Raw genomic sequence first — 26,883 nt, forward strand, 5'->3', positions numbered from 1 at the left:
GCTGCTTAGCCATTATCTCAAATTTTAACGAACTATTGTAAAAAACTAAGCATGAAAAAATATTATTGTATAACAGTTTTAGCACTTATCGTTGTTACTTTGCTACAAGTATATAACATGTATTTGCAGCACAAAAACTATATCCTCAATGAAACAGACAAGATAAATTCTGTACTAAGAATTGCCATCGATGAAGAATATGCAATACGAGCACATAAGAACAAGCACTCACATAATGATGGGAAACAGCGAGTTTACTATAAGTCTATGACAGAAGAAGACTTTCTTAAAGCAAAGCCAAAGAAAGAAGATATTATTGATTTTGACGAAATAAACATCCAAGACCTAAGAGACAAAGGCATTGCGGAAACCGAAGCGGAAGCTATGGGATTATTAACCAAAGACATGCTCACCGCCAAAGGCAATCCTATTAATCTCAAGAAACTCTCTCAAATATTCAAGAAGAATCTAAATGAGGATTTCTCTTATACCTTATTGATATTAGATGAGAACAAAAAGGTCATCAAGAGTTATGGACAAACAAAGGACATTGAGACTTGGCAGGCTAGCAAGCCTATCGGCATCGGGCTCAAACCGATCCGTTTCGTTCAAGCAAAGGTGGATATAACTCCATCTTCCTTCATCAGAAATTCTATAGAAACACTTGTGGCCACCATTTTGTTAGCTCTCATCATCGTCTTCTGCGTAGGATACCAGATGACTGCCATCAGAAATAAGGAAAACCTTTTGAGAAATCGAGAGGTAAGCATTCATGGCACCATCCACGACCTGAAGGCACCATTGGCAAGCGTACTCCTCACGTTGGGGTTCATCAAGGACAGCATAGAAGACATGCAGCTCCAGGAGTTGCTACATTCTTCGGAGAAGAAGATTCAGAATCTTGCCAATACCATCAAGACGATTCTCATTACTGCCAAAGCAGGAGAAAACAAGCTTGCTCTGAACAAAGATCCAGTAAATCTCATGGAATTGGCAAAACTGGCACAGGAACAGGTAGATAGCAACTATGCAGACAAGCCACACAGCATACATATCCATGACTGCAGAACCTGCAAGGAAGAGATTCCTGCAGACCGCTATCTGATAGAGAATGTTCTGGGCAACCTGATAGAAAACGCCGTGAAGTATTCTGAAGCGGAAGCTGACATAGAAGTAAGTATCCGTTCTGATGAACATTTCGCCATCGTCAGCGTAAAAGACAACGGTATCGGAATAGACAGAAAATATCAGAAGAAGATTTTCGAGCAATTCTATCGCATACCGGGAACCCAGCATAAGAACGGATATGGCATCGGACTTGCTCTGGTGAAATATGCCGTCAGGGCACATGGAGGAACCATCAGGGTAGAAAGTGAACCGGGTAAGGGCAGCACCTTTACCTTTACTCTTCCCCAGAAAAAGAAATAGGAAACAAGAACCGAAAAAACAACAAGACAATGGAAAAGATAAAAGTATTGCTGGTAGATGATGACCTGTTGTTTGGCAACATCGCAACCAAGATCCTGCAGGCTGCCGACTATGAGGTCTATTTTCAGAACTCACTGTTTGGCATAGAGAGTCTCATCATGAAACTGAACCCCAACATCATTATCCTGGATGTGATGGTGGGAGAAGAAAACAGTCTTGAGAGAATCAACGATATCCGACTCGCCGCCGAAGACATTCCTATCATCTTCGTATCTTCTGACAGCGGAGTGGAAACTGAGGAACAGGCTATAACAAATGGCGCAGTGGTATATCTGGAGAAGCCGTTCAGCAAAGAGAAGCTGTTGCTGTGGGTGAAACGTTACGCCAAACATAGCGACTTCAGTAACTCCCACAAAATCAATATGGGAGCCTATACCCTTGATACAGAAACCCATATTCTCAGCATTTATGGTAACAACGAGAAAACGCTGAGTAACACGGAATATGCTACCATCAAGGCTCTATGGATCAATAAAGGAGAAGTAGTTACCCGTCAGGATCTCAAGGATTCTGTATGGAGAGGCATTAGCTGTTCGGATGAGAACCTCAACAACGTGGTTTATAACCTCAGGAAATATTTCGCCAAGGATGCCTCCATTCACCTGGATACCCTTCGTGGCGAAGGATTCAGAATGTGGATGGATGACTAGTTTAATGACGACTCAATCCCATAAGGGAAAATAGGAATACTATTAAGGGAAAATGGAATTATCCTTAAGGGAAAATAAAAACACCATTAAAGGAAAATAGGAATATCCTTTATGGTAAATGTTGATACTATTAAAGAAAATCTCCGTTCAATAGTTTTGAACGTACATTCAAAATCATTGAACGCACATTCAAAACTATTGAACGGAGATTCAAAATCACTGAATATAAAAAATCGTTAGGGCTTATCCTCTTTTTCTATAAGCCTATCACCTTTTTTCTATAATTCTATAACCTTTTTCCTATGAAAGCGAAAGCATCTTTTCTATAGGCTTCACGGCATCCTTGGCTATTTCTGGAGCCACTTCTACTGTAGGCCAGCCGAACTTCAGGCTATTGTAGATCTTCTTCAATGAGTTCATCTTCATATACTCGCACTCATTGCAGCTGCAACCTACTCCACCCTCACTTACCTCTGGTGGTACAGGATAGAAGATGACGTCAGAGCAGTTGCGCTCCAACTCATGCAGGATACCTGCCTCTGTGGCGATGATGTACTCCTTGATTTCAGGATGCTCCTGGGCATAATGCAGCATCGTGGCGGTAGAACCCTTTACGTCGGCTACGGCAAGCACTGGTGCCTTGCACTCCAGGTGAGCCATCACAACTGCCTCAGGATGCTCCTGCTTCAACTTGATGATAGCCTCTACCGAGAATTTCTCGTGTACATGGCAGCCACCGTTCCAGAGCAGCATGTTTCTGCCTGTTACGCTGTTGATATAGTTGCCGAGGTTGTAATCAGGACCAAAGATAAGCTTCGCATCCTGTGGGAAACTGTCGATAACCTTCTTGGCATTGCCACTGGTCACCACACAATCGGTCAAAGCCTTCACGGCAGCGGTGGTATTCACATAGCTTACCACCTGGTAGCCTGGGTGCTCTTCCTTATACTTCTTCAGATCCTCAGCCTTGCAGCTGTCAGCAAGCGAGCAGCCAGCATTCAGATCAGGGCAGAGCACAATCTTGTCTGGACTCAAGAGCTTGCAGGTTTCAGCCATGAAATGCACACCGCACATTACCATCACCTTAGCTTCTGTTTCAGCAGCCTTACGAGCCAAAGCCAGAGAATCACCCACAAAGTCGGCAATATCCTGAATCTCGCCTACAGTGTAGTAGTGCGCCAGGATAATCGCATCTTTCTCCTTGCAAAGCTTTCTGATTTCAGCTTTCAAGTCTAAGGTTTCGTCGATCGGTTCATCCACGTAACCTTTCTCAATCCATTCTTTTTTCACCATAACATTAATATTATATTTTTTATTTCTTATTTTTAAAAAGAGATTATAAGGATGATGATATGTCGTGGATAAGTGGATAAAAAACACCTTCTAAATTTGCTTTTTTCATTATCCATATCTTATGCAGAGTTATCCGTATTCGACTTGGAAATCTTTTTCTTGGTCTTTAAAGGATTAGCTCTTTTATCAACATTTCCCCAATTCGGTGCAAAGTTAATAAGTTTATATCTTTTTTCCGTCAAAAACTGCGAAAAAGTTTCTAAAAACTTATTAATAACCCTGTGGATATCCCTATTCCTCGGGGTTCGGGATGGGAGCGGTGGATATCCACAAAGTTATTAAATAGTTATTCCTGTGGTTTTCCTTATACTTTTCCACGGGTTTGTGGATAATGAAAAAAGCAGGTTTTCCCCTGACTTTTGCGTCATCGGAAAATCTGCTTCTTCTATCTCTTTATCCATCTCTTCTTCTTTTATGAAGGAAAAGATTCTCTTTATTTTCTGTTCAGAACGTTCTCTACCTTTTCCACAATCAGCTCCGGCGAGATGTTCTTCATGCAGGCAAAGTCGCCACGCATGCACGGCTTGTTGCCATAGATGCTGCATGGGCGGCAAGGCATATCGAGCTGCACGGCATTGTCGGGACTCTGATGCCAGCCCATAAAACCGGCGTATGGATGGGTGGCTCCCCAGATACTTACCACTGGGGTATTGACCAGAGATGCCAGATGCATGTTGCCGCTGTCCATACTGATCATCAGGCGGAGATGACTCATCAGGATGAGTTCGTCGGAAATGCCGTGGAGCTTGCCTGAAGCATTCACTACCTGTGGATATTTCTCTTCCCAGGCATCCATCACCGGAGTTTCGGTCTTTCCGCCTCCGAAAAGGAAGATGCGACAGTGAGAATGATGGTGAATCAGGCGCTCTACTACCTTCTCCATCTGCTGTACCGGATAGATCTTGCCCTCGTGGGCAGCGAATGGAGCCAGACCTATCCAAGGTTCCGCTGGGTTATGAGCATCCTTGTTGATAACTGTGGATTTATCCTTGCTGTTATCAACAGTAACCTGGAAAACTTGTTCAGGGAGCAGGCTCAGGTCTCCTCCTTCTTCCGGGAAGAGAGAAGTGAAGTCCATCTGTACAGGATAACCCAACTTGGCAAAGACATCGGCGTAATTCTGGAAGGAAGATGGCTGTTTCTCCATCACCTTGCCGGAGGAAGCCACCAGCTTGCGCTTTCCCTTGCGATGCTTGTCGATATGTGCCACCTTGAAATTGGAGAGGTTGAAGCGCATGCGCAGATAGCTGGAGCGCAAAACGCTGTGAAGGTCAGCTATCGCGGTAAACTGTTTGGCGATGAGCCGGCGATAGAGTGCATTGAGACCTTTTACACCCTTATATTCCCCCTTGAGGTCAGCCTCCATGAAACCGACATTAGGGGCAAGATTCTCGAAGAACGGGCGAGCAAAGGAACGGCTTAACACGGTGATTCTTACGTGAGGATACTGCTTTGCCAATGAATAAATCACAGGTACAGTCATGGCAACGTCACCCATGGCCGAAAATCTAATAACGAGAATATGCTCTGTCTTCATCTTTTTTAGTCTCTTTATATATATAATAAGGTGTAAAGCAGAGCGGGCTTCGCTTTTTATGGTAAAAAACAAAGCCTACTCTGTTTCTATTCTGATTGATGTGGGGTTACTTCTTGTAGAGTACAGGGTTGGTAGAAGGATCGTTGTACATCTTCATCTGTCGATAAACCTTCATGTACTTTCTTCCAGCCTCGATATCCTCCAGGAGCTGGTCGATGGCAGTAGAAAGATCCACCTGCTGTTCGAGGAGTACGTTGAGCTTAGCCTGGCACTTAGCCTTGTGCTCTTCAGAAGCCTCCGGGCGCTCCACCTGCTCCTTCATGTGATAGATCTTGAGGGCAAGGATGCTGAGACGGTCAACTGCCCATGCAGGGCTTTCGGTATTGATGCGTGCATCATCCAGCACCTTTACATCCTTGTAAACCTCGCGGAAGTAAGAATCAATCTGCTCTACGAGATCAGTACGGTCCTGGTTGCTCTTATCGATTCTGCGCTTCAAGACGAGCGCCTCTGCAGGGTCAATCTGAGGGTCGCGGATGATATCCTCGAAATGCCACTGAACGGTGTCGATCCAGCACTTGAGGTAGAGACGGTTCTCGATGGTACCTTCCTCGAATGGATTATTGATAGGAGTATCAATGTTGTCTTTGATGTGATAATCGGCTATCGCCTGATTAAAAATCTTGTTAGCGTTTTCTGTAAATGTCATACGGTTTGAACTATTTGATTTAATACCGTACAAAAGTAACAAAATAATCTCAAAGAGCCAACAAAAAAGCGAAAAAAGGCGAAAAATATGCACAATTAGGGGGTGTTTGTGCACCGAAAAGCACTTTTTTTGCTAAAATATTTGTTTATATCAAAAAAAAAGTGTTCCTTTGCACCCAGATTTTTAATTAGAAATTAAATTATAAACATTTTAAAGGTTACAATTATGTCAGAAATTGAAAGCAAAGTAAAGGCAATTATCGTAGATAAGCTCGGTGTTGATGAGGCAGAAGTTAAGCCAGAGGCAAGCTTCACAAATGATCTCGGTGCAGATTCTTTGGATACTGTAGAGTTGATCATGGAGTTCGAGAAGGAGTTCTCTATCTCTATCCCAGACGATAAGGCTGAGAAGATTGCTACTGTAGGTGACGCTATCGCTTACATCGAGGAGAACGCTAAGTAAATTAGCAACTAAAATTTTATAAATGGAATTAAAGAGAGTTGTAGTAACAGGTCTTGGTGCTGTGACTCCAGTTGGTAATTCTCCTGAGGAAACTTGGGAGAACCTCCTCGCTGGAAAGAGCGGTGCTGCCCCTATTACTCATTTCGATACAACTAATTTCAAGACAAAGTTCGCTTGCGAAGTAAAGGACCTGAACATCAATGAATGGATTGACCGTAAGGAGGCTCGCAAGCTCGACCGTTATACCCAGTTGGCTATGATTGCCGCTATGCAGGGTGTAAAGGATGCAAACATTGATCTTGAAACAGAAGATTTGAACAACGTTGGTGTTGTATTCGGTGTAGGTATCGGTGGTATCAAGACATTCGAGGATGAAGTATCGTATTTCGCTACTCATGAGGAGAACGGTCCTAAGTTCAACCCATTCTTCATCCCTAAGATGATTGCTGATATCGCATCTGGTCAGATTTCAATCCACTTCGGATTCCACGGACCAAACTATACCACAACATCTGCATGTGCTTCTTCAAGCAATGCATTGGCAGATGCCTTCAACCTGATTCGTCTGGGCAAGGCAAACATCATTGTCAGTGGTGGTGCTGAGGCTGCTATCTGCGCTTGCGGCGTAGGTGGTTTCAATGCCATGCATGCGTTGTCAACTCGTAACGATGACCCTGAGCATGCTTCACGTCCATTCAGCGCAAGCCGTGATGGATTTATCATGGGCGAGGGTGCTGGCTGCTTGATTCTCGAGGAGCTTGAGCACGCTAAGGCTCGTGGTGCGAAGATTTATGCTGAGATGGTAGGTGAGGGCGAGAGCGCTGACGCTTATCATATCACAGCTTCTCATCCAGAAGGTCTCGGTGCTAAGCTCGTGATGGAGCGCGCACTTGCTGATGCTAACCTCAAGCCAGAGGACATTGACTACATCAATGTTCACGGAACATCTACCCACGTAGGTGATATCTCTGAGGCTAAGGCTATCAAGGCTGTCTTCGGTGATGCTGCTTACAAGCTCAACATCAGTTCTACTAAGTCTATGACTGGTCACCTCCTCGGTGCTGCTGGTGCAGTAGAGGCTATGGCTTGTGTTCTTAGTGTGAAGAACGATATCGTTCCTCCTACTATCAACCACGAAGAGGGTGACAACGATCCAGAGCTCGATTACAACCTGAACTTCACATTCAACAAAGCTGAGAAGCGTGAGGTTCGTGCTGCATTGAGCAATACATTCGGATTCGGCGGTCATAACTGCTGTGTAGTATTCAAGAAGTATGCTGAATAATTTAATAGATAGAATAAAGCTCTCTTTCCGCAAGGATAAAGAGCTTTATTTTTCTTTGTACGAAATCCTAGGTTTTTATCCACACAACATCAGTTATTACAAGATGGCGCTGATGCACAAGAGCATCATGCACCGCAATTCCAAGGGCAAGCCTGTGAACAACGAGCGCCTGGAGTTTCTGGGTGATGCCGTACTGGATGCTGTAGTGGGTGATATTGTGTATCAGCACTTTCCTGGCAAGCGAGAGGGATTCCTCACCAATACCCGAAGCAAGCTGGTGCAGCGTGATACGCTCAACAAGCTCGCCCAGGAGATGGGAATCAATCAACTCGTTTTATCTAATGGACACAGTTCTTCTCATAACAGCTATATGGGAGGAAATGCTTTCGAAGCGTTGGTTGGTGCCATTTATCTGGATCGTGGTTATGATGCCTGCATGAAATTCATGCAGAAGCGCATCCTGGCAAAAATGATAAACATCGATAAGGTGGCTTACAAGGAGGTGAACTTCAAGAGCAAACTCATCGAATGGAGCCAGAAGAACCGCGTGAAGCTGGAGTTCGTGATGCTGGGACAGGAGAAAGACAAGAACGGAAGCCCTGTTTTCACCTATCAGGTGGTAATGGAAGGTGTAAAGGGCGGAGAAGGCAAGGGTTACTCCAAGAAGGAGAGCCAGCAGCTGGCTTCCAAGCTTACCCTGGAACGATTGCGCAAGGAACCGCAGTATATCGATTCTGTGTTTACAGCCAAGGCAAACCGTACGAAGATGGAAGAAGAACCTGTGCTGGCTGTGCCTACCACCGAGGTGAAGAATGATTTCATCATCTCGCAAGATACAGAAAAACAGGAGTCTGAAGAAAAACACGTCAATGTTTTCAAGGAAGAAGTCTATACAGAGGATTCTTCGGCTGAAGATGTTGTTGCTTCTACTGTTACTGAAGAAATAACCACTACAGCCACTCAGGAAAGCGAAGACGAGTTTGACTTGAGTGATATCTCTGCAGAGCCAAAGGAAATGAGCCGCGAGGACATCATCGCAGCCGCCGAGGCAGCTGCCTTTGCAGAAGATAAGGAATAATCTATGATGATAGAACTGGATTAAGATAAGGGAAAGACTCTCTTGAGACTGACGGATATGGTAGTCTCAAGGGAGTTTTTTTGTTTGATATTTTACATTCTTATCCCCTATCTTGCCCGATAGGTTATGTTTTGTATTAAAAAACAGTAAAAACTTTCTCTATATCAAAAGATTGAAGTACTTTTGCAAGTACTTTATAAGGTATATATATCTAGATATGAGTTTAACAACGATAGTAAGTAATGTATTCAAGCCTCGCCAGAAGAGCTTGGAAAAGTATGTACATGATGCAGAGGAATTGCAGCATGAGGTACTGATGCGCCTTTTGGCATCTGGCAAAAACACCGAATATGGTGTGAAACATCTACTCAATACGACAAATAGCTACGAAAAGTTTGCGCAGAATGTGCCGGTCAATACCTATGAGGAATTGAAGGGCGACATCGACAGAATGCGTCATGGCGAAAGAGACATCCTCTGGCCAGGACAGGTGAAGTGGTACGCCAAATCTTCGGGTACTACCAACGACAAGAGTAAGTTCATCCCTGTTTCGCAGGATGGTTTGCAGAACATCCACTACAAGGGTGGATTCGATGCTGTGGCTTACTATCTGCGCAACAACCCAAAGAGTAAGATATTCGACGGCAAGAGCCTGATTCTCGGTGGAAGCCATTCGCCTAACTATAATGTTTCGGGCAGTCTGGTGGGCGACTTGAGTGCCATCCTCATCGAGAACATCAATCCGCTTGCCAACATGGTGCGCGTACCTAAGAAGGAAACCGCACTGCTGAGCGACTTTGAGGTGAAGCGCGACCGCATCGCCCATGAAACGCTGAACAAGAATGTAACCAATATCTCGGGTGTGCCTAGCTGGATGCTCAGCGTACTGGTACGCGTGATGGAACTCTCCGGCAAGCAGCATCTGGAGGAGGTATGGCCTAACCTGGAGGTGTTCTTCCATGGCGGCATCGCCTTCACGCCTTACCGCAAGCAGTATGAGCAGCTCATCACATCTCCTAACATGCATTATATGGAGACCTATAATGCCAGCGAGGGATTCTTCGGTCTGCAGGATGATCCGTCAGATCCAGCCATGTCGCTGATGGTAGATTACGATGTGTTCTACGAATTCATCCCGATGGATGAGTTTGGAAGCGATCATCCTACCGTGGTGCCTCTCTGGGGCGTGGAAGTAGGCAAGAACTATGCGATGGTGATTACCACCTCCTGCGGTTTGTGGCGCTATATGATTGGCGATACCATACAGTTTACCAGCACCAATCCATACAAGTTTGTCATCACCGGCCGTACCAAGTACTTTATCAATGCCTTTGGTGAGGAGCTGATTATGGACAATGCCGAGAAGGGACTTGCCTATGCCTGCGAGAAGACGGGTGCGCAGATTGCTGAATACACCGCTGCTCCTGTCTATATGGACAGCAATGCCAAGTGCCGCCACCAGTGGCTCATCGAATTCTCTGAGGAACCAAAGGACCTGAATGAGTTTGCCAGCCTGCTCGATACCAAGTTGCAGGAGATCAACAGCGATTACGAGGCGAAGCGCTTCCACGATGTTACCCTCCAGCACCTGGAGATAGTGAAGGCTAAGCCGGGACTCTTCAATGAATGGCTGAAGAGCAAGGGCAAGTTGGGCGGACAGCATAAGATTCCTCGTCTGAGCAACAGCCGCAAGAACATCGATGAGATGCTCATGATGAACAAATAAGGCTTTTTATATAGTAAGCCTTTATGAATAAGGCTTTTACTGCATAATCTGCAGGAATAGTGGACATGTAAGATAGAAAAGAATGACAAACAAGAACGACATCATACAATTGTTGAAGAATCGGATAAAGGCAAATACCCTGTTTTTGCCTTTCTATCTGCTTGTCTTCCTATTGCTGGTTTCCTGTGCCAAGATGGGACAGCCGGATGGCGGATGGTTTGACGAGACTCCTCCCAAGGTGATAGGAGCTTCGCCAGCCGATGGCGCCGTGAATGTAAACCAGAAGAAAATCAATATCTACTTCGATGAGTTTATCAAGCTCGATAACCCTTCGGAGAAGGTGGTGGTTTCGCCACCACAGTTGGAACAGCCTGAAATCAAGGGTGCCGGCAGGCGAATACAGATATCGCTTGTGGATTCACTCAAGGCGAATACCACCTACACCATCGACTTCTCGGATGCCATCAGCGATAACAACGAGGGCAATCCGATGGGAAACTATACCTACAGTTTCTCTACGGGAGCTGCCATTGATACCATGGAGGTATCGGGGCATGTGCTGGAATCGGAGAATCTGGAACCTGTCAAGGGTATCCTGGTGGGATTGTATGCCGACCATGCCGATTCTGCCTTCCGCACCAAACCGATGTTGCGAGTGAGCCGTACCGACAGTCGCGGCCGCTTTGTCATCAAGGGTGTGGCACCGGGTTCTTACCGCATCTATGCCCTGCAGGATCAGGATGGCGACTATAAGTTCAGTCAGAAGAGCGAGAAGATTGCTTTCTCCCACGACATCATCGTGCCTTCCTGCAAACCGGATGTTAGACAGGATACCACCTGGGTGGATTCCCTGCACATCAAGTCGATAGACCAGGTGGATTACATCCATTTCCTTCCTGACAATATCGTGCTCAGAGCCTTTACGGAGCCTCTGACCGACAGATTCTTCCTGAAGGCAGAGCGCCAGAAGGCAAATAGCTTCACCCTCTTCTTCAGTTATGGCGATTCCATTCTTCCACAGATCAAGGGACTCAACTTTGATGCCGAGAATGCTTTCCTGGTTGAGGCATCTGAGAAGAAGGATACCATTACCTACTGGCTGAAGGATACGGCACTGGTGAATCAGGATACGCTGCTGATGGATATCACTTACCGCATGACGGATAGTACCGGAGTACTGGTCAACAAGACCGATTCTGCCCAGGAAATCCTGTCAAAGGAACCATACGCCAAGCGAATGAAGAACATGGAAAAGGAACTGGCTGCCTGGACCAAGAAGCAGGAGAAAAAGAAGAAGAAAGGCGAACCCTACGATTCGGTGATGGAGGTGAAACCGCTCGATGTACAGCTGAGTGTATCATCGCAGTTTGATCCCGACCAGAATGTCATCTTCTCCTTCCCTACTCCATTGGCTAAGGTAGATACTGCCGCCATCCATCTCTATGCCAAGCATGATACGCTCTGGTATCGGGCTCCGATGGAATTCCTGCCGCTGGAGAACCGGAAATATGAACTCCGGGGAGAATGGCGACCGGATATCGAATACAGTCTGGAGGTAGATTCTGCTGCCTTTGAGGATATCTACGGATTGGCTTCCAAACCGATCAAGCAGGGCTTCAAGGTCAACTCGCTGGATACCTATGGTACGCTGCTTGTGAACATCACCTCGCTCCACGACCTGCCGCTCATCGTGCAACTGCTTGATGCACAGGATAAAATGGTAAAGGAGACCAAGACTGTGAATGGTGTGGCAGAATTCTATTATCTCAAACCACAGAAGTATTATATGCGTCTGATCGTAGATCGCAACAATAACGGCAAGTGGGATACGGGTAATTATGATAGCGACCAGCAGGCTGAGGAAGTATATTACTATCCGGAGGCGATAGAATGTAAGGCAAAATGGGATCTCACAGAAAGCTGGGATCCGCTGGCTCGTGAACTCTCGCTGCAGAAACCGGGAGCCATCACCAAGCAGAAGCCTGATAAGGAGAAGAAAGTTAAGAATCAGAATGTACAGCGTGCCGCTAAGCTCGGCATTCAGTATGTTCCTAAAATGTAAAGGATATGAAGTTACTCAAGTCATTTATAGTAGCCATGTTGCTGCTTTTGGTCAATACTTCTGTATCGGCCCAGTGTACTTTCCGTAATACTGCATTCAAGTCGGGTGAATTCCTGACTTACAATCTCTATTACAACTGGAAGTTTGTATGGGTAAAGGCTGGAACAGCCAGCATGTCGGTGGTGCAGACCACCCACAAGGGCAAGCCTGCCTATCGTGGTTCGCTGGTAACCCGCGGTAATAAGAGAGTGGACGATTTCTTCGTTCTCCGCGATACCCTGCTCTGCTATACAGGTACCGATATGGCTCCGATGTATTTCCGCAAGGGAGCCCGCGAAGGCAAGCGATATACCGTGGATGAGGTTTTCTACAACTATGCCGGTGGCAATTGCAATGTAAACCTGCATTATATGAACAGGCATGGTGAGCACAGATGGAAGAAGCATTCTTATGATGACTGTGTCTTTGATATGATGAACATCTTCCTGCGTGCCCGCAGTTTCGACCCTGCCAACTGGAAGAAAGGTCATAGCGTGAAATTCCCTATCTGTGATGGTGGCGGTCGCACTCCTGCCCAGCTCAAGTATGGCGGCAAGGTGACCGTGAAGGCAGATAACGGCATCAAATACCGCTGTCTGCGTCTGGAATATCAGGAGTATGAGGATGAGAAGTGGAAGAAAATCGTGGATTTCTATATCACGGACGATGAGAACCACATCCCTGTTCGCCTGGATATGTTCCTGAAATTCGGCAGTGCCAAGGCTTTCCTCGTGAATGCCAAGGGTACCCGTAACCCGATAACTTCTATCGTGAAGTAGAAGTACGACAGAAAAAGTGATAGTGTAGGAGGAAAAATGAATAAAAAACAGATGAATACAGGCTTGGTCGTCTTCATCTGCTGCGTTCTTGTGGCTATAGGAGTTACCCTGCATCTCCGGAAGCATGATATGCTCCCTATTATCCACAAGGTAGTGGATAACACGACTGCCACGCTGGTGGCGGATACGGTGAAGACGAAAAAGCCTGTGGTGAAGAGAGATTTCAATATCTCTGGTTCTTTGAAAGATACCGAGGGAAACGGTGTGGCTGGCGTTATCGTGAGCGATGGCTTCAAATGTGTGAAGACCGATTCCCGAGGAAGATATAAGATGAAGCGGGACAGCTTGGCTCGCTTCATCTATTTTTCCGTGCCTGCCGAGTTCGAGGTTCCTACCCATTCGGCTACCGACCGCACGGCTTGTTTTTACCAGGCTGTTTCCAACAAGAAAAAGATTTATGACTTTACCCTGAGGCGATTGCCTGGCGGCAAGGAGACGAGTTATAAGATGATAGTCATCGGCGACCCGCAGATTACCAATGCCTACAGCCCCTACTATACTTCTCCGGATGATAATCCCATCAAGAAGAGCGATGTAGAAAGATTCACTACCCAGACGATGGCAGATATCAAGCAAACCATCAAGAGTCTTCCTGCCGGTACTCCTGTCTATGGACTCAGCATGGGTGACGACGTACAGTATTACGGTGGCTATAATGCCAAGCTGGAGCGTCAGATACGCCAGGCATTGGGCTCTTCCGAGATGCGCCTCTTCTCCGTAATCGGCAATCACGATCAGGATGGAAAGGCACTCTACCGTAGGAAGTGGGAGGAGAATTTCGGTCCTACCGATTTTTCCTTCGATCGTGGCGATGTGCATTATGTCTGCATCAACAACTGCTTCTTCCATCGCGGCATGTCTTATTATTCTCCTGGAGAATTGCGCGAGCGCCAGGTGAAATGGCTGAAGCAGAATCTGGCCCTTACACCCAAGGATAAGAAGGTGGTGCTCTGCTATCATATTCCTTTTACCTTCGGCAATGCGCCGTTCAGCAAGGCGAAGCCGCTGACCAATGTCAATGAGGAGGGGCATTATTCCTCTTCCCGTCTCTCGCTCCTGCTCTCTCTGCTGAAGCAGTTTAAGGGAGGATACGAACTCTTCTGCGGACATACTCATTTTGCCTGCAACCACGAAATCAACTACGAGGGCGAGGATGTGATGGAGCATTGTCATGCTGCAGCGTGTGGCAACATCTGGCAGTCGAACATCAACATCTGCGGCACTCCGAACGGATATTATGTCTATAGTTTTGTGGGTACCAGCATCAGCAACTGCTATTACAAGGGAACTTTCTGGGACAAGAGCAAGCAGATGACCATCTTCCGTGCGCAGACCGATTTCAACGGCGAGAAATATGCCAAGGACTGGCAGTTGGCAAACAACAGGAACATCCTGGTAGCCAATGTCTTCAATGCCACCAGTCACTGGCGTGTGGTAGCTATAGAGGATGGCAAGGAATATCTGATGCGCCGCATCAGCAGCAAGGGTCAGGACGCCTTTGCAGCCGGCTATCATCATAAGTACAGCGAGAGTGTATCCTATCGGTTCGTGAGCAAGGGCAACGGTTATCTCATCATGAACCACCTTTATTATTATACTCCTAGGAATCCGAATGCCAGAATCATCATCAAAGCATCCGATCCATACGGAAATACCTATACGGCATCGAGCGACGAGGTAACGACAGAGCCTTTCGCCAATTATGCCCACTATTACGAGCAAGAGAATAAAGAACCGGTAAGCCAAGCACGCTAATGCTTGGCTTCCTCTATAATAACATCTAACTGGTTCAAAATATAGGGCGGGTTATCTTTGAAAGAATTTACCTTCAGGCTATTGATGAAGTTCACAAACCTTGGATATTTCTTAAACTCTTCTGCCATCGTCTGTTTGCGACTCTCGGTGAGGCGATGCTTCTCTCCAATATAAGCATGGGCCACATTCATCTCTGTAGTCTTATAGAGATAACGGAAGCCGTTCAACATATCCCATATCATGAATCCTTCCACATTCTTGCCCTTATAAAAACGCATGGCCAAAACAGGATAACTTAAAGAATCTACCGCAGTAGAATCTTCTGTATAAGAATAACGAATCTTAACTGGCACATAATGGAGTATGTATTCAGGATTGCGGTCATTCCACTCTAGCATGCTGTCAACTTCCTCATTATAATATTTCTCTGTTTTTGGGAAAAAGGCATTCGGATTATTCGATAACTTGATGGCAGAATCTGTGCGATGAATCAAGTTATGCCCTGCCATCAAATAGGAATCTACAACCTTGCCATTCTTTAGGAATACTTTACAATGTGGGCGATTGTAGATTTTCTTCTGCTTTTGGGCTTGGGCCATCGAGAAACTACCCAAAAGGACAATAACTATAAGCGACAATTTAACTAAAATTCTTATAGACAATTTCATAATTTGTATTGCGTTAAAAGTCATTATAAAAGCAAAAGAAGATACGACTTATCCCATAAAAACTATGAGATAGGCATATCTTCTTTGTGAGTATTTTTATTTATTTAGTTTCCAGGTAACACCATCCTTGGTGTCCTTTACCTCAAAGCCGGCTTCAGCGAGGGCATCGCGAATCTGGTCGCTGGTAGCCCAGTCCTTATCAGCCTTAGCCTTGGCACGCAGGTCGAGAACCATATCTACGACCTTGCCATAAGCCTCTTCACGAGCATCATTGTTGGCTCCCTTCTCGCTCTTCAAGCCGAGGAGGTCGAAGGTGAAGAGCTGCATGGTGTCTGAAAGCTCCTTCAGGTCTTCGGCAGAGATGTTTGCCTTGTGGTCGAGGGCTGTATTGATGACGTGGCAAGCCTCGAAGAGGTAGCTGATGACGAGCTGAGTCTGGAAGTCATCGTTCATTGCATCGTAGCAGCGCTGGCGCAACTCGCTTACGAACTTCTTCACCTGCTCATCGCTCTGCTTAGCCACAGGCACACGCTCCAGGTCGTTCAAACCATTCATCAGGCGCTCCAATCCCTTCTGGCTAGCCTTCAAGGCATCGTTAGAGAAATCTACTGTGCTGCGATAGTGAGCAGAGAGGATGAAGAAACGGATGGTCATTGGCGAATAAGCCTGCTCCAGACTGTCGTGATTGCCAGTGAAGAACTGCTCCAGGGTGATGAAGTTGCCAAGACTCTTACCCATCTTCTGACCGTTGATGGTAATCATATTGTTGTGCATCCAGTAATGAACCATCTGGTCGCCCTGAGAAGCCACAGCCTGCGCAATCTCGCACTCATGGTGAGGGAAAATCAAATCCATACCGCCACCGTGAATATCGAAGTGACTGCCCAAGTACTTGCGTCCCATAGCAGTACACTCGCAGTGCCAGCCAGGGAAACCATCACTCCAAGGACTAGGCCAGCGCATGATATGCTCAGGTGAAGCCTTCTTCCAGAGGGCGAAGTCAGCCTGGTTCTTCTTCTCGCCGATACCAGCCAGCTCGCGGCTCTCGTTGATCACGTTCTCCAGGTTACGTCCGGAGAGGATACCGTACTTATGATCCTTGTTATACTTCTCGATGTCGAAGTAGATAGATCCATTGCTCTCGTAGGCATAGCCATTGTCGAGGATTTCCTGAACCAGTTTCTCCTGTTCGATGATATGGCCTGTGGCATGAGGCTCAATGCTAGGAGGGAGTACGTTCAGCGCCTCCATGGCATCGTGGTAGCGGTTGGTGTAGTACTGCGCAATCTCCATTGGCTCCAACTGCTCCAGACGAGCCTTCTTCTCAATCTTGTCGTCGCCCTCATCAGCATCGTGCTCCAGGTGGCCCACGTCGGTGATGTTTCTAACATAGCGAACCTTGTAGCCCAGGTGCTTGAGATAGCGGAAGAGTATATCGAATGTGATGGCAGGACGCGCATGACCGAGATGCGGATCGCCATATACGGTAGGGCCACAAACATACATGCCCACGTTAGGAGCGTGGAGCGGAGTGAATCTCTCTTTCGTACGAGTGAGAGTGTTGTAAATCAGTAATTTCTGTTCCATCTTGTATGAACCTTTCTTTTATATTATTTATATTTTGAGTGCAAAGTTAACTCATTTTTCTGATATATCCGACAAATCATTCGCAAAATGTTATTAAATACCTCGAAAATACCACTTTTATCTTAGAAAAAGAGAGAGAATATCAGGAGAAAGACTTTTGCAAGCAGGCTCTGCCCCCTACGCCCTACCTTTCAGGGCGCATGGATGCCAGCCTTATTTTTGCATAAAGTAAGTGAAATCTGTATATCTATTCACGAACTGTAAGTTTTTTGCCTAATATCTGTATAAAATCATCAAATGATTAGCATATATCGAAAATAATGTGTAACTTTGCAGCCGCAAACAGTTATCAATTATCAAGAAGGCGGCTATAAGTTCCGCTAATGAGTATTAAGTTAGAAGAAAATGGCGTATATTAGATTAAGCGCTGCTGAAGCAGCAGCGATGATTAACGATCAAGATACAATCGGTTTGAGTGGTTTTACTCCAAACGGTGTGCCTAAGGCTACTTTCCGCGAACTCTCCAAGAGAGCCGTTGCTGAGCATGAGGCAGGCAGACCATTCCAAGTAGGCATCCTGACAGGTGCTTCTACTTCACAAAGTATTGAGGGTGACATGGCGGCAGCTCATGCCATCAAGTTCCGTGCGCCATTTTCTACCAACAAGGACTTTAGAACTCATACCAACCTGGGCGAGATAGATTACGAAGATATGCATCTCGGTCACATGGCTGAGCGTCTGCGCCGTGGTTTCTATGGCGAGATAGACCTTGCCATCATTGAAGTTTCTGATTTGGAAGAAGGCGAAACTACCTGCAAGGCATTCCTTACCTCTGCCGGCGGCATCGTTCCTACCATCGTTAGATTGGCAAAGAAGGTGCTCATCGAGAAGAATACCTTCCACAGTCCAGCTTCCCGTTATCTGCACGATGTATACGAGATAGCCGAATGCCCATTCCGCACGCCTATCCCAATCTTGAATGTGGGCGATAGAATAGGTAAAGAGTATGTGGAGATTGATGCACATAAGATTGTGGGTGTGGTGGAATGCAACATTCCGGAGGAGGCGCGTGCCTTCAAGCCACTCGACCCTGTAACCGAGCAGATGGGACACAATGTGGCTGATTTCCTGGTCAGCGACTTGAAGAAGGGGCATATTCCTCCTCAGTTCCTGCCTTTGCAGAGCGGTGTGGGCGTAACTTCCAATGCCGTTCTTGAGGCATTGGGACAGAATCCTAACGTACCTGTGTTCAGCGTCTATACCGAGGTGGTTCAGGATGCTGTAGTTAAATACATGCGCGAGGGAAGAATCAAGGATGCTTCCTGCTCTTCGCTCACCGTAACCAATGATACATTGAAAGAGGTGTATGATGATATTGATTACTTCAAGAAGCATCTCACCATTCGTCAGAGCGAGATTTCCAACTCTCCGGAGGTCATCCGCCGACTGGGTGTCATCGCCATGAACACCGCCATCGAGTGCGATATCTACGGCAACGAGAACTCCAGCCACATCTGTGGCAGCAAGCTGATGAATGGTATTGGAGGTTCCTGCGATTACGAGCGCAATGGTTACATTTCTATCTTCACCACGCAGAGTACCACCAAGAACGGTTGCATCTCTGCCATTGTTCCGATGTGCAGTCACGTGGATAGCACTGAGCATGATGTGGATGTCATCGTTACTGAGCAGGGAGTAGCCGATCTTCGTGGCAAGGGTCCTTTGCGTCGTGCCAAGGAGATTATCGAGAATTGTGCGCATCCGGATTATCGCCCTATGCTCCGTGAATACTTGAAATTTGCAGAGAAGGGACACGAGCCACAGAGCATGCGTGCCGCCCTCGCCATGCATGATACCTTCCTGAAGAAGGGTGATATGAGATTGACAGATTTTGGAGAATATCTGAAATAAGAAAATCCCCGATAGAGCCTGACTGCTTTATCGGGGATTATTGTATTGATAACCTGATTTTTGTTTATAACTTCAGAAGTTTGGCGAATTCCCAAACCACGATGCCGGCTGTTACGCTGACATTCAGGGAATGCTTGGTGCCAAACTGTGGAATCTCCAGGCAGCCATCGCTCATATCCACGACGTTCTGCTTCACACCCTTAACCTCGTTGCCGAAGATAACGGCGTAGCCTTTTGGGAGTGAAGAACTCTCCTGCTTTTCGGATTCCTTTCCCTGCTTGAAAAGCTTGTCATGGGCCTCCGGCAGGTTCTGAAGCTTGGTAGAACCCTCTACCTGTTCAATGCTATACACAAAGTAGCCTTTCTGCTTCAGCTTTTCCACAGCCTCTTCGGTGGTCTTGAAGTACTCCCAATCCACGCTGTCTTCGCCGCCCAGTGCCGTCTTGTGGATTTCGGTATTGGGAGGAGTGGCGGTGATACCGCAGAGATACACCGCCTCTACTCGGAAGGCATCGCAGGAGCGGAACACGCTTCCCACATTATATAATGATCGCACATCATCCAGGACTACTATCAATGGAAGCTTCTCTGCCTCCTTGAATTCCTCCAGCGTGAGGCGATTCATCTCTATCGTTCTTAATTTACGCATAGTTATTCTGAAATGAGGGGGCTATCCCCTACTCTTTTGTATATTTATGCCTCTGCCTCCTTGGTCTTGTAAGCCAGGGCGTACATGCGAATCTGCTTGATCATCGCCAGCAGACCGTTGCTGCGGGTTGGACTCAGGTGGTCCTTCAGACCAATCTTCTCTACGAAATAGAGATCGGCATCCATAATCTCTGTTGGAGTATGACCGCTCAACACACGAATCAGGAGGGCGATGATTCCCTTTACGATGAGGGCATCGCTATCGGCTGTAAATACGAGCTTGCCATCCTCGTAGTCGCACTGCAACCATACACGGCTCTGGCAGCCGTCGATAAGGTTCTGCTCGTTCTTGTATTTCTCGTCGAGAGGAGCCAACTCGTTGCCCAAGTCGATGAGCATCTGATACTTATCCATCCAGTCGGAGAAATCCTGGAACTCCTCTACCACTTCATCCTGAAATTCATTAATTGTTGCCATTATTTTATTTCTTTAATTTCGTTTACTGTAATCAACTTATAGAGCTTATCGTTAGGGCGCACCTTATCCGGTACAGGGATAGACACTCTCCAACCCTGCTGCGCTGTTTCCACAGGCTTCAGGTCGTAGCGGATTTCATCGGCATTGAGATACATCACGCCGGTGGTGTTACCCGTAATCAGAAGTTTCTCGCCCTTGTCGAAGGTAGAAGCTTCTACGGCAACCTCTGCCACGCCCAGCTTGGAGAAGTATTTCATCACCTTGCCCACGAGCACCTTCTTCTCGGTAGCCACAGAACCATAGTGCTTGTTCCACTCGCCGAGGGTTTGACCTTGGTAGTAACCATCCCAGAAACCACGGTTGAATACGGTGGCAAGTCTTTCATCCCAGGCATCCTTCTTCTCTTCGGTGAAGGTACCATCCAATACGGAAGCTATCGCCTCCTTGTAGCACTTCACTACGGTATATACGTATTCTGGTCCACGGGCACGACCCTCAATCTTGAAGACGCGAACGCCGGCATCCATCATGCGGTCGATGAAGCGGATGGTCTTCAAGTCCTTCGGACTCATTACATACTTGTTGTCTATTTCCAGCTGGTTGCCGGTTTCGTTATCCGTAACGGTATAGCTGCGGCGGCAAATCTGAACGCATTCGCCACGGTTGGCAGAGCGGTTGGCATTAGCGAGACTCATGTAGCATTTGCCCGATACAGCCATGCACAGGGCGCCATGGCAGAACATTTCGATGCGAATCTGCTTGCCCATAGGGCCGCAGATATTCTGCTGCTCTATCTGCTCATGGATATGCTTCACCTGGTCCATGTTTAATTCACGTGCCAGAACGGAAACATCTGCAAAGCGTGCATAAAACTTCAAAGCCTCTGTGTTAGAGATATTTAACTGTGTGGAAAGGTGCACTTCCTCTCCTACTTCATTGCAATAGCTCATCACAGCCACATCGCTGGCGATGACGGCAGAGATGCCTGCCTCCTTGGCAGCATCAATGATTTCCTTCATCGTAGGGATGTCGTTGTCGTAAATCACTGTGTTGACGGTGAGGTAAGTCTTGATGCCATGCTCGTTGCAGGTGGCAGCAATCTCACGCAGGTCGTCGATAGTAAAATGATTGGCAGAATGTGAACGCATGTTCAACTTGCCGATTCCGAAATATACGGAGTCGGCACCAGCCTGAATAGCGGCAGCCAAAGACTCGCGCGAGCCCACAGGTGCCATCACTTCAAATTCGTTTATCTTTGTATTCATGAATGCAAATTTCTATTTTGGGTACAAAGGTACTGCTTTTCTTTGAAAAATCATACTAAAAGGCGCATAAAGATATATAATAAGGTATAAAAACAAAAATAGTAGCCACTAAAACCTGATATTTTAGCTGGCTACTATCTATTTCTAGAATGCCTTGGCATGAACGCATTTCATGTTCTTTTCCAGTTGGGAAGTTGAGCTGGCACCTACCAGCACGCTGGTTACGCCTTTCTGGTGGAGAATCCACGCCAGTGCCATCTCGGCGAGGGTTTCGCCACGTTCGCCGGCTTCTGCATTCCATTGCTTCAACTGCTCCATGAGTTCCGGAGTCAGGGCGCTGTGCTTCAGGAAGTGCTCCTTTGCCATGCGGCTATCGGCAGGGATTCCGTTGAGATAGCGGTCGGTGAGGAGACCTTGGGCGAGGGGAGAGAAGGAGATGAATCCTATGCCGTTTTCGTGGCAGTAGTCGAGGGTTCCGTTCTCCTGCGGTGCACGGTCGAGCATGTTGAGTCTGTCCTGGAAGATGAGCAGCGGACAGTCGCGCTCCTTCAGGTATTGATCTGCGAACTTTAATGCCTCCAGTGGCCATCGGCTGATGCCGAGATAGAGCGCCTTGCCCTGCTTCACGATATCTACCATTGCCTGAAGGGTTTCCTCGAGTGGGGTATTTGGGTCGTAGCGATGACTGTAGAAGAGATCCACATAGTCGAGATTCATGCGCTTGAGACTCTGGTCGAGGCTCGCCATCAGATACTTGCGAGAGCCCCAGTTGCCGTAAGGACCTTCCCACATATCGTATCCCGCCTTGGTAGAGATGAAGAGTTCGTCGCGATAAGGCAGGAAATCATCCTTCATCAGTCTGCCCATGGTTTCCTCGGCACTTCCGTATGGAGGACCATAGTTGTTGGCAAGGTCGAAGTGGGTGATTCCGTGGTCGAAGGCATAATGGGTGATGGCACGGCTTCTCTCGTAAGGATCCACTCCTCCGAAGTTGTGCCAGAATCCCAGACTAATCTTAGGCAGCAAGACTCCGCTCTTGCCGCATCTCTGATAGAGTGCCTCTGCATCGCCATAGCGGTTGGCATCGGCTGTGTAGATTCCTTTTAAGTCCATTTTTATTCCTATTTATTTATGTTTGAATATCTTATTCTGCAGCAAAGGTATTGCTTTTTTTAGAAATGGGTGGAAAGTTGCTCTTAAAAATCTGTAAAACTTCATAATGTAAACCGTCATTTATTAAATGACGGTTTACATTTGTGCAGCTTTTATATTTTTCCCCCAAATAACTTGCGGGTTTCAAATATAATATGTATCTTTGCATCCGGAGATTATGAAATCTTCGTTACGTAAAATTCATAATTCAGTAAATGCTTATGGTACAGACCAATCCGTTTCTCATAGAAGGGTATTTATCCCCAGATTTCTTCTGCGACAGGGTAGAAGAAACCGCCTTGCTTACACGGCATCTAACCAACCGATGCAATGTGGCATTGATAGCACCACGACGATTGGGAAAGTCGGGGTTGATTTATCATTGTTTCTATCAGAAGGAAATCCGGGAGCAGTATCATTGTATCTATATTGATATTTATGATACCAAGAATCTCGGGGAGTTTGTTTATGCACTGGGCAAGGGGATTCTTGCAGCCTTGAAACCCAAGGGCAGAAAGGTGTGGGAGTTCTTCCTGAATATGCTTCAGTCGCTGAAATCTACCATTTCTTTCGATATCAACGGAAATCCGGAATGGAGCGTGGGCATCGGAGATATTCAGTCGCCTGATATTACGCTGGATGAGATCTTTGCCTATCTTTCCCAGGCAGATAAGCCTTGCCTGATAGCCATTGATGAATTCCAGACTATTGCCGGTTATCCAGAGAAAACGGTGGAGGCTACTTTGCGCAAGCGTATCCAGAACTGTCATAACGCTAACTTCATCTTCTCTGGTTCCAAGCGCCACATGATGGCACTGATGTTTACTTCCAGGTCACGTCCTTTCTATCACAGTTCAAGCATCATGGGATTGGAGGCTATCAACGAACAGACCTATCTGGAGTTTGCCAACCATCATCTGTCTAAGATCAACAAGGAGATTTCTGCGGAAGCGTTCTCCTATCTTTATCATCGTTTTGATGGTATTACCTGGTATATTCAGTATGTGCTCAACATGCTCTATACTTCGATTTCTGATTCTAGGGTTCTGGGAAAAGAGGATGTGGAATATTGCATAGAGAGCATTCTTTCGCAGCATCGTTTTGCCTATCAGGCTCTGCTGTTCCAGCTTACCAGCAAGCAGAAGCAGCTGCTCATAGCCATTGCCAGGGAGGGAAGTCCTTCCTCGCTGATGTCGCAGGAGTTCTTGCATAAATATCGTCTGGGTGCCAGTACCGTGCAGGGAGCCGTGAAGACCTTGCTCGAAAGGGATTTTATCACGCAGGATGAGGGAGTATATCAGCTATGCGATAAGTTTCTGAAATTAAGTTTAAGAGAAGAAATATAGGGTGAATACAACAGATAAGTCACAGATAATCCACAGATAAGCTGCTGTCTGATTATTTCGGCAGCGAGATGGTGAACTCCGACCACTTGTCTTTCTCGCTCTTCACACTTATCTTGCCGCTATGGGCGTTGATTACCTGCAGTACGTAGTTCAGACCGATGCCGAAGCCGCCACGGGTCTTACGGGCATCCTTTTCGTGCTCAGCGGCGCGCTCAAAGCGGTTGAAGATGGTCTTCAGCTCGCTCTTGGCTATGCCGATACCCTCATCGAAAACCTTGATATACACGTTACTGTCATCCTCCAGGGTGGAAATCTCAATGTTGATTTCCTCCTTCGAGTACTTGGTGGCGTTATCCACCAGATTGCTGATCGCCTCCTTCAGATATTCCTCGTCGGCTAGGGCAGAGGTGGCTCCAAACCGGGTGATGATATGGATCGGTTTCGCTGATTTCGCCTTGTATTTATCCACCACATCCTCTATCATCGTTTCCAAATTTACTTCCGCCTTCTGGATATGCAGCTTGCCGTGCTCCAGTTTCGAGATGGTGAGTAGGCGGTTGATGAGGGCAAGCAGATGCTGCGCCTCGTCTTCTACGATGCAGAAATATTTCTCCTTCATTTCCGGCTTCTTTTCCAGTACACCGCTGTGCAGATACTTGGTTCCCATGATGATGGAGGTGAGCGGCGACTTCATGTCGTGAACCATCGCATAGGAGAAGTCCTCGCGCAGCAGTCGCACCCTTTCCTGCTCATCGATGTAGTTGATTTGGTCGATGAGGCTCAGGATGATCACCACCGTTGTAAGGAGCGAGGTGAGAAGGGTGAATTTGCTTTCGTAGAAGGCTGCGAGCAGAGCCTGTGCCCTGACATCCGGTGCCAGGTTCCAGGGCGTCTCAAATCCCATCTGGTGAACGGTCATCTCGAAAGAGTTCCACATCCAGAACAGCTGCATGCAGAGCACGGCTATCAGTGCCGTGGTGCTGAGTGCCTTGGCTCTATTCGTCTTCATCTTTCACAAGCATTTCAGGCAGTTTCCTGCTCAGGGCAGCGAATCCACCTATAGTTAAGGCTGTGCCGGCTATCAGGAGCAATATGCCGAGCACTTTCGATTCAAAATGGAAGGGAACCAGACTGGATATGAAATAGAGCACGATGAGAATGATGGTGCTGCGTGTCTTGCCGTATATCCAGCTGCAATAGCAGAGGGAGATAAAACCGAGCACGGTCAGATCTACATTGATATCACCACTGGTTGTTACCGACATCATGCAGGCAGGCAGCATCATAATCGAGAGCGTGAGCAGCTGCACCCATCTCTTCTTGCCGCAGCGGATCAGTTCCTCCTGAATGGCGCCGAAGAAGATGTAGGCAGATATAAACGATCCGATGATATTGTATGGCAGGAAACCGAGATAGCTTATCTCCATCATCTGTTTGGGCAGGAAGTCGAGATGGAAGAGGTTCATGATGGAATAGAAGACCATGGTGAAGCCCAGAATCGGCATGGTGCAAATGGTCATCGCCTTCCATTTGGCGGCAGGAATCACCTTTCCAAGCGAGAACCTGGAGAATTTGTAATGTCCGAAGGTGAACCATACGATGAGTATGCCCAGAAATCCGATGACAAACATAAACGGATAGATGGATTCCTCCAGGGCTCCTATCTGCTGGCTGTGGGAGCCCGAAGGGATGTTCAGTGCCATGTAGAGTCCCACCAGGAATCCTCCCAGGAAGATGGTGCTGAGATATTCAGCCAGGAACAGTATGTAGTATAATATCGCTTTCAGCATAATGATGTCTTTTCTGTCTTTTTTTCTTTATTCTAATTTGATTCTCGTATAATGTTATGAAGGGGTGGGGGATGCTCATTCTGCGATGAGCTTGAATCCCACTCCTCTGATGGTTTTCAGTTCTACGGCTGGTTCGTCTTCCAGTGCCGTGCGGATTTTCTTGATGAATACATCCAGGCTTCTGGAAGCGAAGTAATCCTTGTCTTCCACGCCCCAGAAGCGGCTCAGTACGGCTTCCCGGCGCACCACCTCGTTCTTGTTTACCGCCAGCAGTTCGAGGATTTTTGCCTCCCGGGCGGTAAGCATCTTCTCGTTGCCTTCCTGCGTATCTTTCAGGGTGGCGTGGTTGGCATCCAGTGTATATCTTCCCAGCTTGATCTGGCAGCTGGCATTCTCGCTGCGCTTTCCGGCTTTCAGCTGGATGAGGCTGTGGATGTGGGCATCAAGCTCTTCGGGAATAAAAGGCTTCTTGATATAGTTGTTGGCTCCGGCGGCATAACCTGCCTTCAGGTCCTTGGGTGAGGTGAGACCGGTGGTAAAGAGGATGATGGTTTCTCCATCCACCTCTCGGATGTTCTTCACCATCTCGATGCCGTCCATGATAGGCATGTCGATATCCGATACGATGACATCGGGCTGAAAGTCTCTCCACGCCTTCAGTCCTTCCTTGCCGTTAACGGCGGTTTTCACCTCATATCCTCCGATGATATCCTCGAAGCAGCTTTTCTCCATATAGGCGAGGTTTTCGTCATCCTCAACCAGGAGTAACTTAGTATCAGCCATAATCTTATCCGTTTTTGATGATTACGGGAGCCAAATCAGCCATTGTCTCCTTTTCCGCTGCAAAGATACATCTTTTTTGTGAAAAAGCCATATTAAAAGTGGGAGATTAACTTAAAGATAACGTTGGCGCCTTATCTCAGAATGGCAGTGCAAAGATACGGCTTTTTTGTGGAACCACCAAATTTTGGGTGGCTATAAGGGGCGATTTTCAGCAACTTTCAATTTGAAACTTCGTTAAAAATGATAACTCGCTCTAAATTGGACTTTGATTGA

General features: G+C 46.9%; 23 protein-coding genes. 11 read left to right on the forward strand and 12 right to left on the reverse strand.

All coding sequences use genetic code 11. The features are described from left to right. Positions 1-384 precede the first annotated feature (384 nt). Together DXD25_RS14170 and DXD25_RS14175 are read left to right on the forward strand one after the other, a co-directional pair. The gene (locus DXD25_RS14170) at positions 385-1,428 is read left to right on the forward strand and encodes a sensor histidine kinase KdpD (RefSeq protein WP_222847551.1); all 1,044 of its coding nucleotides are present in this window, start codon (positions 385-387) and stop codon (positions 1,426-1,428) included. 29 nt (positions 1,429-1,457) lie between these two features. Then, the gene (locus DXD25_RS14175) at positions 1,458-2,138 is read left to right on the forward strand and encodes a response regulator transcription factor (RefSeq protein WP_117664072.1); all 681 of its coding nucleotides are present in this window, start codon (positions 1,458-1,460) and stop codon (positions 2,136-2,138) included. A gap of 300 nt (positions 2,139-2,438) precedes the next feature. Here DXD25_RS14175 and nadA read toward each other — a convergent pair whose 3' ends face one another. From nadA to DXD25_RS14195, 3 genes are all read right to left on the reverse strand, one after another. Beyond that, positions 2,439-3,431 (reverse strand): quinolinate synthase NadA, encoded by a 993-nt coding sequence (gene nadA / locus DXD25_RS14180; RefSeq protein ID WP_117664073.1) that lies wholly within the window; start codon positions 3,429-3,431, stop codon positions 2,439-2,441. A gap of 493 nt (positions 3,432-3,924) precedes the next feature. After that, entirely contained in the window at positions 3,925-5,028 is a 1,104-nt protein-coding gene (locus DXD25_RS14190) for a glycosyltransferase family 9 protein (protein ID WP_117664075.1), read from the reverse strand. Between the two features lie 106 nt (positions 5,029-5,134). After that, complete coding sequence (locus DXD25_RS14195; RefSeq protein ID WP_089543027.1) at positions 5,135-5,737, reverse strand: DUF4254 domain-containing protein; 603 nt, start codon at positions 5,735-5,737, stop codon at positions 5,135-5,137. Positions 5,738-5,962: 225 nt separating this feature from the next. Here DXD25_RS14195 and DXD25_RS14200 point away from each other — a divergent pair, with 225 nt between their 5' ends. The 7 genes from DXD25_RS14200 to DXD25_RS14230 all read left to right on the forward strand — a co-directional run bounded on the left by DXD25_RS14200 (position 5,963) and on the right by DXD25_RS14230 (position 14,983). Next, positions 5,963-6,199, forward strand: coding sequence for an acyl carrier protein (locus DXD25_RS14200; protein WP_004342032.1), 237 nt, complete (start codon positions 5,963-5,965; stop codon positions 6,197-6,199). A gap of 22 nt (positions 6,200-6,221) precedes the next feature. After that, the gene (fabF, locus tag DXD25_RS14205) at positions 6,222-7,484 is read left to right on the forward strand and encodes a beta-ketoacyl-ACP synthase II (RefSeq protein WP_089543028.1); all 1,263 of its coding nucleotides are present in this window, start codon (positions 6,222-6,224) and stop codon (positions 7,482-7,484) included. Continuing rightward, positions 7,474-8,562, forward strand: a complete 1,089-nt coding sequence (gene rnc / locus DXD25_RS14210; RefSeq protein ID WP_117664076.1) for a ribonuclease III — start codon at positions 7,474-7,476, stop codon at positions 8,560-8,562. The genes fabF and rnc overlap by 11 nt, the downstream gene beginning before the upstream one ends. Positions 8,563-8,779: 217 nt before the next feature. Further along, positions 8,780-10,288 carry a GH3 auxin-responsive promoter family protein gene (locus DXD25_RS14215; protein WP_089543030.1) on the forward strand — a complete coding sequence of 503 codons (1,509 nt, stop codon included), beginning with the start codon at positions 8,780-8,782 and terminating at the stop codon, positions 10,286-10,288. An 82-nt stretch (positions 10,289-10,370) separates the two neighbouring features. Continuing rightward, positions 10,371-12,350, forward strand: coding sequence for an Ig-like domain-containing domain (locus tag DXD25_RS14220; protein ID WP_117664077.1), 1,980 nt, complete (start codon positions 10,371-10,373; stop codon positions 12,348-12,350). A 5-nt stretch (positions 12,351-12,355) separates the two neighbouring features. Next, positions 12,356-13,168 (forward strand): DUF3108 domain-containing protein, encoded by an 813-nt coding sequence (locus tag DXD25_RS14225; protein ID WP_117664078.1) that lies wholly within the window; start codon positions 12,356-12,358, stop codon positions 13,166-13,168. Positions 13,169-13,204: 36 nt separating this feature from the next. Then, positions 13,205-14,983 carry a calcineurin-like phosphoesterase family protein gene (locus DXD25_RS14230; RefSeq protein WP_117664079.1) on the forward strand — a complete coding sequence of 593 codons (1,779 nt, stop codon included), beginning with the start codon at positions 13,205-13,207 and terminating at the stop codon, positions 14,981-14,983. On the opposite strand, the gene DXD25_RS14235 is transcribed toward DXD25_RS14230, so the two are convergent. Then, complete coding sequence (locus DXD25_RS14235) at positions 14,980-15,582, reverse strand: hypothetical protein (RefSeq protein ID WP_147327927.1); 603 nt, start codon at positions 15,580-15,582, stop codon at positions 14,980-14,982. The two genes, DXD25_RS14230 and DXD25_RS14235, sit on opposite strands and share 4 nt — an antisense overlap. A 165-nt stretch (positions 15,583-15,747) precedes the next feature. Continuing rightward, complete coding sequence (cysS, locus tag DXD25_RS14240) at positions 15,748-17,238, reverse strand: cysteine--tRNA ligase (RefSeq protein ID WP_117664081.1); 1,491 nt, start codon at positions 17,236-17,238, stop codon at positions 15,748-15,750. Positions 17,239-17,643: 405 nt separating this feature from the next. Here cysS and DXD25_RS14245 point away from each other — a divergent pair, with 405 nt between their 5' ends. Then, complete coding sequence (locus DXD25_RS14245) at positions 17,644-19,149, forward strand: acetyl-CoA hydrolase/transferase C-terminal domain-containing protein (RefSeq protein WP_117664082.1); 1,506 nt, start codon at positions 17,644-17,646, stop codon at positions 19,147-19,149. A 64-nt stretch (positions 19,150-19,213) separates the two neighbouring features. Here the strand turns inward: DXD25_RS14245 and DXD25_RS14250 are convergent, their stop codons facing one another. The 4 genes from DXD25_RS14250 to DXD25_RS14265 all read right to left on the reverse strand — a co-directional run bounded on the left by DXD25_RS14250 (position 19,214) and on the right by DXD25_RS14265 (position 22,652). Continuing rightward, positions 19,214-19,798, reverse strand: a complete 585-nt coding sequence (locus DXD25_RS14250; RefSeq protein WP_117664083.1) for an RNA methyltransferase — start codon at positions 19,796-19,798, stop codon at positions 19,214-19,216. 44 nt (positions 19,799-19,842) lie between these two features. Further along, a complete protein-coding gene (locus tag DXD25_RS14255) occupies positions 19,843-20,274 on the reverse strand; it encodes a SufE family protein (protein WP_117664084.1) in 432 nt (143 codons plus the stop codon). After that, positions 20,274-21,539 (reverse strand): peptidase U32 family protein, encoded by a 1,266-nt coding sequence (locus DXD25_RS14260; protein WP_089543039.1) that lies wholly within the window; start codon positions 21,537-21,539, stop codon positions 20,274-20,276. The genes DXD25_RS14255 and DXD25_RS14260 overlap by 1 nt, the downstream gene beginning before the upstream one ends. Positions 21,540-21,683: 144 nt before the next feature. Next, positions 21,684-22,652 carry an aldo/keto reductase gene (locus tag DXD25_RS14265; protein ID WP_117664085.1) on the reverse strand — a complete coding sequence of 323 codons (969 nt, stop codon included), beginning with the start codon at positions 22,650-22,652 and terminating at the stop codon, positions 21,684-21,686. Positions 22,653-22,912: 260 nt separating this feature from the next. On the opposite strand from DXD25_RS14265, the gene DXD25_RS14270 reads away from it, so the two are divergent. Beyond that, positions 22,913-24,037 carry an ATP-binding protein gene (locus DXD25_RS14270; RefSeq protein WP_117664089.1) on the forward strand — a complete coding sequence of 375 codons (1,125 nt, stop codon included), beginning with the start codon at positions 22,913-22,915 and terminating at the stop codon, positions 24,035-24,037. Between the two features lie 52 nt (positions 24,038-24,089). Here DXD25_RS14270 and DXD25_RS14275 read toward each other — a convergent pair whose 3' ends face one another. From DXD25_RS14275 to DXD25_RS14285, 3 genes are all read right to left on the reverse strand, one after another. Next, positions 24,090-25,046, reverse strand: coding sequence for a sensor histidine kinase KdpD (locus tag DXD25_RS14275; protein ID WP_117664086.1), 957 nt, complete (start codon positions 25,044-25,046; stop codon positions 24,090-24,092). Beyond that, positions 25,033-25,827, reverse strand: a complete 795-nt coding sequence (locus DXD25_RS14280) for a hypothetical protein (RefSeq protein ID WP_117664087.1) — start codon at positions 25,825-25,827, stop codon at positions 25,033-25,035. The genes DXD25_RS14275 and DXD25_RS14280 overlap by 14 nt, the downstream gene beginning before the upstream one ends. A 75-nt stretch (positions 25,828-25,902) precedes the next feature. Further along, positions 25,903-26,610 carry a response regulator transcription factor gene (locus DXD25_RS14285; RefSeq protein WP_117664088.1) on the reverse strand — a complete coding sequence of 236 codons (708 nt, stop codon included), beginning with the start codon at positions 26,608-26,610 and terminating at the stop codon, positions 25,903-25,905. Positions 26,611-26,883: the final 273 nt, after the last annotated feature.

The sequence above is a fragment of the Prevotella sp. TF12-30 genome (genome assembly GCF_003436715.1).
In the GTDB taxonomy this organism is placed as follows: Bacteria; Bacteroidota; Bacteroidia; order Bacteroidales; family Bacteroidaceae; genus Prevotella; species Prevotella copri_A.